At 56.4% G+C, this 13681-nt stretch carries 15 protein-coding genes; 4 read left to right on the plus strand and 11 right to left on the minus strand.

Annotation, left to right across the window (positions count from 1 at the left end; genetic code table 11):
- The first annotated feature begins 102 nt into the window (after positions 1–102).
- The gene (locus H7R58_RS22625) at positions 103–999 is read left to right on the plus strand and encodes an Rpn family recombination-promoting nuclease/putative transposase (protein ID WP_182929686.1); all 897 of its coding nucleotides are present in this window, start codon (positions 103–105) and stop codon (positions 997–999) included.
- Between the two features lie 47 nt (positions 1000–1046).
- Here the strand turns inward: H7R58_RS22625 and rhtC are convergent, their stop codons facing one another.
- From rhtC to pldA, 3 genes are all read right to left on the minus strand, one after another.
- Positions 1047–1670 (minus strand): threonine export protein RhtC, encoded by a 624-nt coding sequence (rhtC, locus tag H7R58_RS22630; protein WP_182929687.1) that lies wholly within the window; start codon positions 1668–1670, stop codon positions 1047–1049.
- Positions 1671–1751: 81 nt separating this feature from the next.
- Entirely contained in the window at positions 1752–3581 is a 1830-nt protein-coding gene (gene recQ, locus H7R58_RS22635) for an ATP-dependent DNA helicase RecQ (protein ID WP_106929930.1), read from the minus strand.
- Between the two features lie 118 nt (positions 3582–3699).
- The gene (gene pldA / locus H7R58_RS22640) at positions 3700–4566 is read right to left on the minus strand and encodes a phospholipase A (RefSeq protein WP_182929688.1); all 867 of its coding nucleotides are present in this window, start codon (positions 4564–4566) and stop codon (positions 3700–3702) included.
- Between the two features lie 160 nt (positions 4567–4726).
- On the opposite strand from pldA, the gene yigI reads away from it, so the two are divergent.
- Both yigI and rarD read left to right on the plus strand, forming a co-directional pair.
- Complete coding sequence (gene yigI, locus H7R58_RS22645) at positions 4727–5194, plus strand: acyl-CoA thioesterase YigI (protein ID WP_106929870.1); 468 nt, start codon at positions 4727–4729, stop codon at positions 5192–5194.
- A 50-nt stretch (positions 5195–5244) separates the two neighbouring features.
- On the plus strand, positions 5245–6138 hold the full coding sequence (gene rarD, locus H7R58_RS22650; protein ID WP_182929689.1) for an EamA family transporter RarD: 894 nt from the start codon (positions 5245–5247) through the stop codon (positions 6136–6138).
- Between the two features lie 87 nt (positions 6139–6225).
- On the opposite strand, the gene corA is transcribed toward rarD, so the two are convergent.
- The 8 genes from corA to lptM form a co-directional block, all read right to left on the minus strand.
- On the minus strand, positions 6226–7176 hold the full coding sequence (gene corA, locus H7R58_RS22655; protein WP_106929866.1) for a magnesium/cobalt transporter CorA: 951 nt from the start codon (positions 7174–7176) through the stop codon (positions 6226–6228).
- Positions 7177–7328: 152 nt separating this feature from the next.
- Complete coding sequence (gene ysgD, locus H7R58_RS25365) at positions 7329–7385, minus strand: YsgD/CorL family protein (protein WP_218007475.1); 57 nt, start codon at positions 7383–7385, stop codon at positions 7329–7331.
- A gap of 147 nt (positions 7386–7532) precedes the next feature.
- Positions 7533–9695 (minus strand): DNA helicase II, encoded by a 2163-nt coding sequence (uvrD, locus tag H7R58_RS22660; RefSeq protein WP_182929690.1) that lies wholly within the window; start codon positions 9693–9695, stop codon positions 7533–7535.
- A 65-nt stretch (positions 9696–9760) separates the two neighbouring features.
- The gene (gene yigB, locus H7R58_RS22665) at positions 9761–10477 is read right to left on the minus strand and encodes a 5-amino-6-(5-phospho-D-ribitylamino)uracil phosphatase YigB (protein ID WP_106929862.1); all 717 of its coding nucleotides are present in this window, start codon (positions 10475–10477) and stop codon (positions 9761–9763) included.
- A complete protein-coding gene (gene xerC / locus H7R58_RS22670) occupies positions 10477–11379 on the minus strand; it encodes a tyrosine recombinase XerC (RefSeq protein ID WP_182929691.1) in 903 nt (300 codons plus the stop codon). Before xerC ends, yigB begins: the two co-directional genes overlap by 1 nt.
- Complete coding sequence (locus H7R58_RS22675; protein ID WP_182929692.1) at positions 11376–12083, minus strand: DUF484 domain-containing protein; 708 nt, start codon at positions 12081–12083, stop codon at positions 11376–11378. Before H7R58_RS22675 ends, xerC begins: the two co-directional genes overlap by 4 nt.
- Positions 12080–12904, minus strand: coding sequence for a diaminopimelate epimerase (gene dapF / locus H7R58_RS22680; protein ID WP_106929856.1), 825 nt, complete (start codon positions 12902–12904; stop codon positions 12080–12082). The genes H7R58_RS22675 and dapF overlap by 4 nt, the downstream gene beginning before the upstream one ends.
- 35 nt (positions 12905–12939) lie before the next feature.
- Positions 12940–13143 carry an LPS translocon maturation chaperone LptM gene (lptM, locus tag H7R58_RS22685; RefSeq protein ID WP_106929854.1) on the minus strand — a complete coding sequence of 68 codons (204 nt, stop codon included), beginning with the start codon at positions 13141–13143 and terminating at the stop codon, positions 12940–12942.
- A 139-nt stretch (positions 13144–13282) separates the two neighbouring features.
- Here lptM and cyaY point away from each other — a divergent pair, with 139 nt between their 5' ends.
- Entirely contained in the window at positions 13283–13603 is a 321-nt protein-coding gene (gene cyaY, locus H7R58_RS22690; protein ID WP_106929852.1) for an iron donor protein CyaY, read from the plus strand.
- The last annotated feature ends 78 nt before the right edge of the window (positions 13604–13681 follow it).

Below are 13681 nucleotides of genomic sequence, written 5' to 3' on the forward strand. Positions count from 1 at the left end.
AGGCCGCACGCATAGCCGGAAACGGTTTTAAATTTCCGTTATTGACGCGGACACGTCGGTGCCAGAATACCGCCAGACCTTCTCATTCAAGGATGACGGACGATGGCGGAAGCTGCTTCACCGCATGACGCGGTCTTCAAAACCTTCCTGTCCCGCGTGGAAACCGCGCGGGATTTTATCGAGATTCACCTACCGCCGGCGCTAATAAAACGGTGCAAACTGGAGACGCTGCGCTTAGAGTCAGGGAGTTTTATTGAGGACGACCTGCGCCCTTACTACAACGATATTATCTATTCCCTACAAACAATGACCGGGTGCGGCTATATCCATGTTCTTATTGAGCACCAGAGCTCGCCGGACAAACATATGGCTTTCCGCTTGCTACGCTACGCCGTAGCGGCGATGCAGCAGCATCTCAATGCGGGTCATAAGAAACTGCCGCTAGTAATCCCTATTCTGTTCTATCACGGCAAGCGCAGCCCCTACCCCTGGACGCTGAACTGGCTGGATGAATTTCACGATCCGAATGCGGCGCTCCAGCTTTACAGCCATGCTTTTCCGCTCGTCGATATCACCACCATTCCTGACGAAGAAATTATGCAACATCGCAGTATGGCCGCGCTTACGCTGGTACAAAAGCATATCCGTCTCCGTGATATGGCACAGCTGGAGGATAAGCTCGCCAAACTGTTCATATCAGGACTGTTGAGCGGACAACAAATAACCATCCTGATAAACTACATGGTACAGGCGGGACAAGCTCGAAACGTTCAGAAATTATTGTATGGGCTGGCACAGCGCGTGCCGGAGCATGGAGATAAATTTATGACCATGGCAGAAGAGTTGAAGCTGATTGGGCGAAAGGAAGGTATTCAGGAAGGTAAATTTGCCGCCATGCAGGATGTTGCGAAAGCAATGCTGGCTAAAGGTCTCGACAATAGCATGATTATGGAAATCACCGGCCTTTCAGCCGATGAACTACAGCAGCTCACTCGCTGAAATAACGCAGCCCACCCGGAAACACGTCGTCGGGTGGGACAGCGCGGTTAGCGCGAAATAATCAGGTGAATGCCAAAGCCCGCAAACAGGGTGCCCGCCACGCCGTCAATCCACTTCGCCGCACGCTGATAGCCGCGACGCATTGCGGGCAGTGCGAACAGGCTGGCGACAATCGTGAACCAGGCCAGCGTTTCAATGATAATCAACGCGAAAATCCCCCAACGCGCGCCTGCGCCAACGCTGTCGCCAACGAATAGCGAGAACACCGAGCCAAAGTAGATAATCGCTTTTGGGTTAGCCAGATTGGTCAGCAGCCCCTTCATAAAGCTTCGCCCACCCTGCGCCAGTTCAACCAGCGGTTCAGCTTCCGCCGATACTTTTTCTTTCTTTAACGCCCCGCGCAGCATCTGATAGCCCATCCAGCATAGATACAGGCCGCCACCGACCATAATAATGGTATGCAGCCACGCCATTTTTTCGATAATCAGATGCAGACCGAGCAGCGCCACGCCAGCCCAAACCATCACGCCGCAGGTAATTCCCAGTACGCCCATCATCGCTTCTTTTCGCGAGCGGCTGACGGCTGTTTGGGAAACAAAAAAGAAATCTGGCCCCGGGCTCATCAAGGCAATGATGTGCACCAGCGCGACGGTGAGAAACAGCGTTATCATGATAGACCTACCAAACGGGGCGATACATTCGCGGAAAATAGTACAGTGGGTAACTATCCTGACACTTTTTCCGCCGCCTGACTACTCTTCATCATCGCCGTCGACGTGAGCGCGAATCAGCGCCAGGAACTCCCGACCAAAGCGCTCCAGTTTGCGTGTCCCCACGCCGTTAACGCTCAGCATATCACTCGGTGATATCGGCATCTGTTCGGCCATTTCAATCAGCGTCGCGTCGTTAAAGACCACGTACGGCGGGATGTTTTCTTCATCAGCGATGGCTTTACGTAGCTTACGCAGCTTGGCAAACAGCTGCTTGTCGTAGTTACCGACCGCCGCTTTCTGCATGACGCGCGGCTTCAGCGCCACAATACGCGGCACCGCAAGCTGGAGCGGCGCTTCACCGCGCAGCACCGGGCGTGCCGCATCGGTAAGCTGAAGGGCTGAATGCTGGGCGATATTTTGGGTGACGAAGCCGAGGTGAATCAGCTGACGAATGACGCTGACCCAGTGTTCATGGCTTTTATCACGCCCCATACCGTAGACTTTAAGCTTATCGTGGCCGAACTCGCGGATACGCTGGCTGTTGGCGCCGCGAATCACTTCAACCACATAGCCCATACCAAAGCGCTGGTTAACCCGGCCAATCGTTGACAGAGCAATCTGTGCGTCCTGTACGCCGTCGTACTGTTTCGGCGGGTCGAGACAGATATCGCAGTTGCCGCACGGCTCCTGGCGCCCTTCACCGAAGTAGTTGAGCAACACCAGGCGTCGGCAGGTCTGCGCCTCAGCAAAGGCTCCCATGGCATTAAGCTTATGGCGCTCAATGTCTTGCAGCATGCCCTCGGGTTTTTCTTCCAGGCAACGGCGCAGCCACGCCATATCCGCCGGATCGTAAAACAGCATCGCTTCCGCAGGCAGACCGTCTCGTCCGGCACGGCCGGTCTCCTGGTAGTAGGATTCGATATTGCGTGGAATATCAAAATGCACCACAAACCGCACGTTGGGCTTGTTGATACCCATGCCGAACGCAACGGTCGCCACGACAATTTGCAGATCGTCGCGCTGGAATTTTTCCTGCACGTCGGCACGTACGTCGTTTTCCAGCCCGGCATGATAGGCACCCGCGCTGATACCGCGGCTTTGCAGACGCGCGGCGGTGTCTTCTACCTTCGAGCGGCTGTTGCAGTAGATAATGCCGGACTTACCGCGCTGCTCCTGCACGTAGCGCATCAGTTGATCGAGCGGTTTAAACTTCTCCATCAACATATAGCGAATATTCGGCCGATCAAAGCTGCTGATTTGAATCAGCGGGTCGTTAAGCCCGAGCAGCCGAACGATGTCGCTGCGGGTCGTGTCATCAGCGGTGGCGGTCAACGCCATAAACGGTAGCGCGGGGAAGCGCTGTCGCAGCTGGCCCAGCGCAGCGTATTCCGGGCGGAAATCATGCCCCCATTGGGAGATACAGTGGGCTTCATCCACCGCCAGCATCGACGGATTCCAGTGCGCCAGGTGATCGAGGAAGTTATCCAGCATCAGGCGCTCCGGGGCAATGTAGAGCAGACGAATCTGCCCGTTACGGCAGCCGGCCATCACCTCTTGCTGCTGCTCGCGGGTTTGCGTGGAGTTAATGCACGCCGCCGCTACCCCGTTGGCCAGCAGCTGATCGACCTGATCTTTCATCAGCGAAATCAACGGCGAAACCACCACCGTGAGGCCATCCATTACCAGCGCAGGAATCTGATAACACAGGGATTTACCGCCACCGGTAGGCATCACGACCAGACAGTCGCGCCCGCTCAGTACGGTATCGATGATGGTTTCCTGGCCCGGGCGGAATTGCTGATAGCCAAAGGTCTCCTGCAAAACCTGTTTAGCCAGCGATTCCTGATTTAAAACTTCCGCCTGTGCCACGTTGACCCCATTCACCTGAAAATAAAAACAGGCGCTATTTTCAGCGCCTGCGTGCCAAACTGCAATGTTTTAGACGAATTCCTTCGGCCGTGCTCGCAACAAACCGGCGGATATGCAGTTAAAACAGATCGTTAAGCATCACACCCACGCCCACGCGGGTCTGATTAAAGTTATAGTCGATCAGTGATTCACCGTAGCCGCTATAGACCTGTGTGTACAGGCGCACGTGTTTGCTGATGGGGTAGCTCACGCCCAGCTCCGCGCCGCCGTAGCCGGTGTTCCAGTTATATTGTCCCTGTGCGCTCAGCACCGCATCGCCCAGCTGATAGCCAATTTTCAGCCGGTAGTAGCCCATGTATTTGGTGATATCTGGGTTATTGTCGGTATCGCCAACCACGTACCAGGGCTTCACTTCCACCAGCCAGTTGCCGTTTTGCGCCATCAGACGCGTGTATAGTCGGTTCCAGCTACGCGAGGTAGGATCAGAGCGGCCGTTAGAGTCATGGTTGAAGCCAAACTCGACGTCACGCAGGGTCCAGCCGGCAAAGCGGTAGTCGGTGGCAAAGCCGAGGAAAAGCTGCGGCTCATAGTTGGTTTCGCGAAACGGTGCAGACTCGCCGCTGTTGGAAAGCTGCCACCAGGAGCGCTGGGTATAGGAACCCGCCAGCACCGAGTTATCGCCCAGAATGCCGCGCCACAGCGGGAAGGCCATACTCAGTTGAAACTTCACCTCATCCTTACGTGCGTTTTCAGCCCAGTCGTACGAGCGAATGGCTTCTTTGTTGAGATCGCTGGTCCAGGTGTACAGCAGATAGTTACTTTCATAGGGGTAGAGCGTGAATGGATTTTCATGCTCCTGCAGAAGATTAGCAATAATGCTGCCGCGCACCGCCGGAACATCATGAACTTCTTTAATTGTCGCTTCCTGCGCCAACGCCGAAACAGGCAGCAGCAGCGCCAATAACCCACTCCTTGAGAGTCGCATCAGTCACTTTCCCCTGAGATATATAAAAATAATGAATAATAAAATGACACGCATTCTACCTTTTTACACGGTTCTTGCTCATCAAACCTTTCTGAAAGTAGAAATCAACACCCGAAGGGCATAAAATCAACATTTTATTAACAAACAAAATAAGGTCATTATGTCTGCCGAACTCACCGCCGCCGACGCGCTCAAGCTGGTTGGGGAAATCTTTGTCTACCATATGCCGTTCAATCGCGCTTTGAATCTGGAGCTGGAGGTCTATGAAAAAGCCTTCGCACAGCTGAGCTTTAATAATCAGCCGATGATGGTAGGGAACTGGGCGCAAAGCATTTTGCACGGCGGGGTCATCGCCTCGGCGCTGGACGTCGCCGCCGGTCTGGTGTGCGTAGGCAGTACGTTAACGCGCCACGATACCATCAACGAAGACGAGCTGCGCCAGCGGCTGTCGAAGATGGGCACCATTGACCTGCGGGTCGACTACCTGCGCCCGGGCCGCGGCACGCGCTTTACCGCCAGCAGCACGCTGCTGCGCGCCGGAAACAAAGTGGCGGTTGCCCGCGTCGAGTTGCACAACGAAGAGAAAACGCATATCGCCAGCGCTACGGCGACTTATATGGTGGGATAACCGCCAGAATCGCGTAAAATTGCGCGACTTTTTCGTAATGGATGTTTCACATGGATCCCAAACAGACGCGGCAGGGCGTACTGCTCGCCCTTGCCGCCTATTTTATCTGGGGCATTGCGCCCGCCTATTTTAAGCTGATTTACTATGTCCCTGCCGATGAAATCCTGACGCACCGCGTCATCTGGTCGTTTTTCTTTATGGTGGCCTTGATTAGCATCAGCCGTCAGTGGTCACAGGTGAGAACGCTGCTGAAAACGCCCAAAAAGGTCTTTCTGCTGGCGCTCTCTGCGGTGCTGATCGGCGGTAACTGGCTGCTGTTTATCTGGTCAGTTAACAATCATCACATGCTGGAAGCCAGCCTCGGCTACTTCATTAACCCGCTGGTGAATATCCTGCTGGGGATGATTTTCCTCGGCGAGCGCTTCCGCCGTATGCAGTGGCTGGCGGTCATTTTGGCCATCTGCGGCGTACTGGTGCAGCTGTGGACCTTCGGCTCGCTGCCTATTATCGCCCTGGGCCTGGCGTTCAGCTTCGCCTTTTACGGCCTGGTGCGTAAGAAAATCGCCGTCGATGCGCAGACGGGTATGCTGTTTGAAACGCTCTGGCTGCTGCCGGTGGCGGCGATTTATCTGTTTGGTATCGCCGACAGCGCAACCAGCCATATGGGCAATAACCCGTGGTCTCTGAACCTGCTGCTGATTGCCGCAGGCGTGGTGACAACCATTCCACTGCTGTGCTTTACCGGCGCCGCAACCCGCCTGCGCCTGTCGACGCTGGGGTTCTTCCAGTACATTGGCCCTACGCTGATGTTCCTGCTGGCGGTCACGTTCTACGGTGAAGTACCGGGGGCGGACAAGATGGTCACCTTCGCGTTTATCTGGGTCGCGCTGGCGATTTTCGTGATGGATGCAATTTATACGCAAAGACGAGGGCGTCGGGGCTAAGACGTTGCCGGATGGCGATGCGCTTATCCGGCCTACGTATCATCTTGTGTAGGCCGGATAAGGCGAAGCCGCCATCCGGCACGACATTTACAGCCAGTTCTTACGTTTGAAGTACAGGTACGGCGCAAGCCCCGCCAGAATCATAAAGATAATCGCCCCCGGATAGCCAAAGCTCCAGCGCAGCTCTGGCATAAACTCAAAGTTCATCCCATAGCTTGAAGCCACCAGCGTCGGCGGCAGGAACACCACGGACACCACCGAGAAGATCTTGATAATGCGGTTCTGTTCGATGTTGATGAAGCCCATCGCCGCCTGCATCAGGAAGTTAACCTTCTGGAACAGCGATTCGTTGTGTGGCAACAGCGACTCGATATCGCGCAAAATTTCGCGCGCCTGTTCGAGCTGACTGGCCGGTAAACGCGCCTTACGCACGAGAAAGTTCAGCGCGCGCTGGGTATCCATCAGACACAGGCGAACCTTCCAGCCGATATCTTCCAGCTCCGCCAGCGTCGAGAGCGCTTCGTCATACTCATCGCCCTGATGCCCTTCCATAATGACGCGGCTCAGCTTTTCCAGATCGCTGTAGATGTTTTCAATTTCATCCGCCAGCTGTTCGATTTTGGTTTCGAACAGGTCAAGCAGCAGCTCGTAGGCGTTGCCATCAACCATCGACTGGTTACGCGCACGCATACGATACAGGCGGAATGCCGGCAGCTCGCGCTCGCGCAGCGTAAACAGACGCCCTTCGCGGATGGTGAATGCGACGGTGGAGTTACCTGCGTGATCGTCCGCATCTTCATAGAAGAAGAAGGAGTGAATATGCAGGCCGTCTTCGTCTTCAAAAAAACGTGCGGATGCTTCGATGTCTTCCAGTTCGGGGCGCGTAGCCAGGTTCTGGCCCAAATCCTTTTGCACACGGTTTCGTTCATCGTCGTCCGGCTCGACCAAATCTACCCAAACCGAGCTGGCGAGGTGATCGATCTCATCCGCCTCAAGACGCGTTAAACGATTGTTTTCCAGTTGAAATGCGCTCAGCATGACCGGGACTCCCAATGCAAAAAATTATCGGACAGCCGGTGGGCACACAGAAACTACAGGGGTTTCAGACCATTAAACAGCCTGACTCAATGCGACGGGATAAAATACGGGTCGCTGACAACCGCTAAGGCTATCAGCATAAGAGGATAGCCTTAGGAGTTGTTCCTGGATGACAGGAAGGTGAGCCAGCATCTACTGGGTGTGTCCAAGGCTTTGTCCTCTTAGCGTAATCGTGCGCGCATGTTACGCCAGCAAAAAAACGACGTCAACACGCAACGAAACGCTAACCGGGATTAATTACCTTCTCTTCCGTAAGGCTAGCAGATCGTTACAAAATGATTATATTTTTCTGAAAGTTATACCGTTTCCAGCCGGGCGTAGGCCGCGACCAGCCATTTAATTCCCTGCCCCTGGAACGCAACTTGCAGGCGGCTGTGTTCGCCGCTGCCTTCCAGGTTAACGATGGTACCCTCGCCAAATTTCGCATGGCGTACGCGCTGGCCGAGCTTGTAGCCGGTGTCGTTTTCCGCCATCGGCGTACCCATCCGCTGATGGCTCACCGGGCGGCTCACGGTGGCGCGCAGGCGTACCTCTTCAACGCACGCTTCCGGCAGTTCACCAATAAAACGCGACGGACGATGATACACCTCTTTGCCATACAGACGGCGGGTTTCAGCGTAGGTCAGCGTCAGCTTCTGCATCGCACGCGTCACGCCGACGTAGGCCAGACGACGTTCCTCTTCCAGGCGGCCGCCTTCATCCAGCGACATCTGGCTGGGGAACATCCCCTCTTCCATACCGACGATAAACACCTGCGGGAATTCCAGACCTTTCGCCGAGTGCAGGGTCATCAGCTGCACGGCGTCCTGCCAGGTATCGGCCTGCCCTTCCCCGGCTTCCAGCGCCGCGTGGGAAAGGAATGCCTGCAGCGGCATTAAATCTTCGTCTTCTTCGTTGTAGCTGAACTGGCGCGTAGCCGTCACCAGTTCGTCTAAGTTTTCGATGCGGGTCTGGCCCTTCTCGCCTTTTTCCTGCTCGTACATTGTGCGCAGGCCGGAGTCTTTCACCACGCGATCGGTCTGCACATGCAGCGGCATATCGGCAGTTTCCTGCGCCAGCGCGTCAATCAGCTCCATAAAACGCTGTAATGCGCTCGCCGCACGGCCCGCCAGCGCTTTCTCCTGCAGCAGCTCGCGGCACGCCTGCCACAACGTCAGCTGGCGGTCGCGGGAAGTCTGACGCACCACGTCCAGCGTGCGATCGCCGATACCGCGCGTCGGCGTATTGACCACGCGCTCAAACGCTGCGTCGTCGTTACGGTTGGCAATCAGGCGCAAATAAGAAAGCGCATCTTTGATTTCCTGGCGTTCGAAGAAGCGCATGCCGCCGTAAATACGGTACGGCATACTGGCCTGTAACAACGCCTCTTCCAGCACGCGCGATTGGGCGTTGCTGCGGTAAAGAATGGCGCATTCGGTCAGCGCGCCGCCGTTGTCCTGCCAGGTTTTAATCCGGTTGACCACAAAGCGGGCTTCATCGAGTTCGTTGAACGCGCAGTAGAGGGAGATCGGTTCACCGTCGGCGCCGTCGGTCCACAGCTTTTTGCCCAGACGCCCGTTGTTGTTCTCAATCAGGGCGTTCGCCGCGCTGAGGATATTGCTGGTCGAACGGTAGTTCTGCTCCAGGCGGATGGTTTCCGCGCCGGGGAAATCGTTGAGGAAGCGCTGGATGTTCTCCACCTGCGCGCCGCGCCAGCCGTAGATCGACTGGTCATCGTCGCCAACGATCATCACTTTGCCGGTATCGCCCGCCAGCAGGCGGATCCACGCGTACTGAATGTTGTTGGTATCCTGGAATTCGTCCACCAGGATATTGGTAAAACGTTCTCGATAGTGCTGAAGAATATGTGGCTTGTTAAGCCACAGCTCATGGGCGCGCAGCAGCAGCTCGGCAAAATCCACCAGCCCGGCGCGATCGCAGGCTTCCTGATAGGCCTGGTACACCTTCTGCCAGGTTTGCTCGACCGGGTTACCGTAGCTTTGCAGATGGTGCGGACGTAGCCCTTCGTCTTTCTGGCTGTTGATAAACCACATCGCCTGACGCGGCGGCCACTGCTTCTCATCCAGATTCATGGCTTTAATCAGGCGCTTAAGCAGGCGCAGCTGATCTTCACTGTCGAGGATCTGAAAGTCCTGCGGCAGGTTGGCGTCCAGATGATGGGCGCGCAGCAGACGGTGCGCCAGCCCGTGGAAAGTGCCCACCCACATGCCGCCCTGCGAGGTACCCATCAGCTCGCCAATACGGTGGCGCATTTCCGCCGCCGCTTTGTTGGTAAAGGTGACGGCCATGATCGAGTACGGTGAGCAGTTTTCAACGCTCTGCAGCCAGGCGATACGATGCACCAGCACGCGCGTCTTGCCGCTGCCAGCGCCGGCGAGCACCAGCATGTTGGTCCGCTCCGCCGCGACGGCTTCGCGCTGTTTATCGTTGAGGCTGTCGAGCAGGTAAGAAACGTCCATTGGCACCGCCGGAAAGAATCGGGGTCCCGTCAGACCCCTGGAATTTTATACAGAGTTGCTGATGATTATATCAGCGAGGTCAGAGATGCCAACCGGGAAATCTCGACATGCGGCAATAAACGGCTATCGGCGGTCTGCATCAGGTCGGCGTTTTCTGGCTTAATCCAGCAGGCCTGCATCCCGCAGCGCACGGCGCCCGCCACGTCGGTGGTGAGATCATCGCCCACGTGCAAAATAGCGCCAAGCGGCACGTTCAGGCGCTCGGCGGCCAGATGGTACATATCGGCAAACGGCTTCGACCGCCCGTCCGGGCCAGCGCGCAGTACAAATTCAAAATAGTCGCTCAGGCCAAACAGCTCGGGCTGAGCGTTACCGTTGGTGATCGCCACCAGCGGCCATTTTTCGCCCAGCTTTTTCAGCGTGTCGTGAGTCTCCTGAGGTACGTCAACCCGGCTACGCCACTGCGCAAAGTTAGCCATCGCCGCATCGGCACCGGCTTTGGCTTCCGCCGCCGTTAGCCCCAGTTGGCGCATGCCGGACTCCAGCGCACGCCAGCGCCATTCGGTGACGTCGTGATAAATTTCCGGTTCGGTTTGCAACAGCGCATCGCGCCACCGCTGGAGCATTATGGCATCAAAGTGCGCCAGCGCCGGATGGTAGCCGCGCACAAAATTCAGCGACTCCTGCATCGTACGGTCAATCACCGGACGGTTATCATACAGGGTATCGTCAAGGTCAAACGTCAACGCGGCAATCGTGCCCAGCGGTCGATAAAAACGCATTATTTCTCCCGTTTGGCGCGCGGATGCGCCGCATCGTACACCGATGCAAGGTGTTGAAAATCAAGATGGGTATAGATTTGGGTGGTCGACAGGTTGGCGTGGCCCAGCAGTTCCTGTACGCCGCGCAGATCGCCGCTCGATTCAAGCATATGGGTAGCGAACGAGTGGCGCAGCTTGTGCGGGTGCACGTGGCTATTCAGCCCCTGCTTCACGCCCCATTCGGCAAAGCGTTTTTGCACGTTACGCGCCGAAATTCGCTTGCCGAGCTTAGAGAGGAATAGCGCGTCCTCGTCGCTGCCAAACAGGCCCCGTAGATCGAGCCAGTGTTCTATCCACGCGACGGCGTTGCGGCCAATCGGCAGACGGCGCTCTTTGCTGCCTTTGCCCATGACCCACACTTCGCCGGTGTCGAGGTCCAGATGTTTGATATCCAGATTCACCAGCTCGGACAGACGCAGGCCTGCGCCGTACATGACCTCCAGCATTGCGCGGTCGCGCACCGCCAGCGGATCATTAAGATCGATGTCCAATAGACGATTAACGTCGTCGACGTCGATATTCTTCGGCAGGTGGCGCGGCGCTTTTGGCGCGGCGATGCCTTTTGCCGGGTTGGCGGGCAGTACGCCCTGGCTGACCATCCAGTCAAAGAAGCTGCGTAAGGCAGACAGGCGTAGCGCCAGGCTTGCCGCGCCCAGCCCTTTACGGCGACTGCGGGTCGCAAAACTGCGCACCATCGCAGCATCACATTGTTGCCAATTCTGCAGGCCCATCTCTGCGGCCAGTTCAATAATGGCATCAAGCTGACGCTGGTAGTTAAGTAGGGTAATCGGGCTGAGCTGCCGTTCTACGCCCAGATAGCGGAGGAAACGGGCGGCAGAGAGCCCCAGTTCGGAGTCCGTCATACGCGTTCTATCCAGCGTTCCAGCAGCCCGGGCAGCATCAGGGCGATCTCCTGTAATAGCTGTGTGCCTTGCCCCGGCTGATAGTGGTGCGGGTCGCGGCTGCTGAAGAGGATAACGCCCAGATCGCCGTCGCTGCCCATCATTGACATGGCCACCGATCCTACCGCCTTGGCATCCGGTAATACCAGCAACAGCTCCGGACCATTGAGGGTTCCCAGATAATGGTTGCCCTGGCCTAAACGCTGGATACGCAGTGGCTCAAATGCCTGACGGGAAAGGACGAGCTCGGTATATTTCGACGGTGCGCCAAGCCGCCAGCGATCGGAAAACAGCCGGATAGATGCGCCTGCCAGCCCGAGCTCACGCGCCCATCGGTGAAAGCGCAGCAGCAAATCATCCAGGCTTTCCGCGCAGGCCAGCCGGTTTTGCAAATGCAGCAGACGATAAAACAGGCCTTCGTTGGCCGTTGCCTGCTCCATCAGTTGGCCCATGTTCTCTTCAAGCATCGCGATATAGTTACGCGAACGCGCCATATGCCACTCGACCAGCGAGACCATGCCCCGCACCGGGTGCGGGACACGCATTTGCTCAACGGCTGCAGCATTACGAATAAAGAATTCAGGATGTTGCAGCAGATAGTCCACCACCGCGCTGTCGTTTAGCGCGGCGATAGCGTCCTGCTGTTCTTCCCCAACCTGTTTCATAGGTGAATAAATCCGTCATAGACATGTGCCGCCGGGCCAGTCATAAACAACGGTTGGCCCGGTCCTTTCCAGGCGATATCAAGACGCCCGCCCGGCAATTCCACGCGCACTTCTTCCGCCAGCAGACCTTGCTGAATGCCGACGGCCACAGCCGCACACGCGCCGCTTCCGCAGGCCTGGGTTTCACCCGCCCCGCGTTCGTAAACGCGCAGACGAATATGATCCCGCTGCACAACCTGCATGAAACCAATGTTAGCGCGTTCTGGAAAACGTTCATGGCTTTCCATCACCGGCCCCAGCGTTTCAACCGCCGCCGTCTCAACATCGTCGACCTGAATCACGCAGTGTGGGTTCCCCATGGAGACCACGCCGCACAATACTGTCTGTTCGGCCGCCCGCATAATATAGGTCTTTTCCGCTTTGTTCGCGCGGAACGGCACCTGTGCAGGCTCGAAGTTGGGCTCACCCATATTCACGCGCACCAGATCGTCTTCCGTTACGCTTAATACCATGCGCCCGTTAGCGGTACTGACGCGGATATCACGTTTATTGGTCAGGCCTTTCAGGCGCACAAAGCGCGCAAAGCAGCGCGCGCCGTTGCCGCACTGGGAAACTTCGCTACCGTCAGCGTTGAAGATGCGGTAGTGGAAATCCAGGTCCGGATCGTAAGGCGGCTCGACGATCAACAGCTGATCGAAACCCACGCCAAGATGCCGGTCCGCCAGACGGCGGATCAGCTCAGGCGAGAAAAAAACGTTCTGCGTTACCGCGTCGACGACCATGAAATCGTTGCCGAGGCCATGCATTTTAGAGAACTGCATCATCTACTCCAGTTGCGCGGTACAGCACGATGATATTAGTTATTAACCTGCGTTGGGCCGCCGCTATTGGCGCGATCGTTACGGTCCGGCGTCGCGCTTTGCACTGGAGGCGTGGCGGATTTGGCCGGCGGTGCCGCCGTCTTATCGGCCGGAGGAAAATAGAGCGGGCCTTTCAGGCCGCAGCCAGCAAGGCTAAACAGTGCGAGTAACAATGCCAGCGGTCGAAAAATCTTATTCATTCTGAGGATGCCTGTAGTTCAATGCTTTCTATTTTCTATCATCGCAGGAGAAGGCGCAAAAGCAAGCGTTAAGCACCTGACTGCAACGTGATTTGTTTCACGCTATACTGCCGCCATCACTAAATAACGGGAAACAACAATGAACGACAGTGAATTCCATCGCCTTGCAGACACCCTGTGGCTGACCATCGAAGAGCGTCTGGACGACTGGGACGGCGACAGCGATATCGACTGCGAAATCAACGGCGGCGTGCTAACCATCAGCTTTGAAAACGGCAGCAAGATCATTATTAACCGTCAGGAGCCGCTGCACCAGGTGTGGTTAGCAACCAAGCAGGGCGGCTACCATTTTGACCTGAAGGGTGACGAATGGGTGTGCGATCGCAGCGGCGAAACGTTCTGGGACCTGCTGGAACAGGCGGCGACACAGCAGGCGGGCGAAGAGGTGAGCTTCCGCTAAGGTGGATTGCCGGATGGCGGTGTAAACACCTTATCCGGCCAACAAAAAGCACAAACCGAGTAGGCCGGATAAGGCGAA

Source organism: Klebsiella sp. WP4-W18-ESBL-05 (assembly GCF_014169075.1).
GTDB classification, from domain to species: Bacteria; Pseudomonadota; Gammaproteobacteria; order Enterobacterales; family Enterobacteriaceae; genus Kluyvera; species Kluyvera ascorbata_B.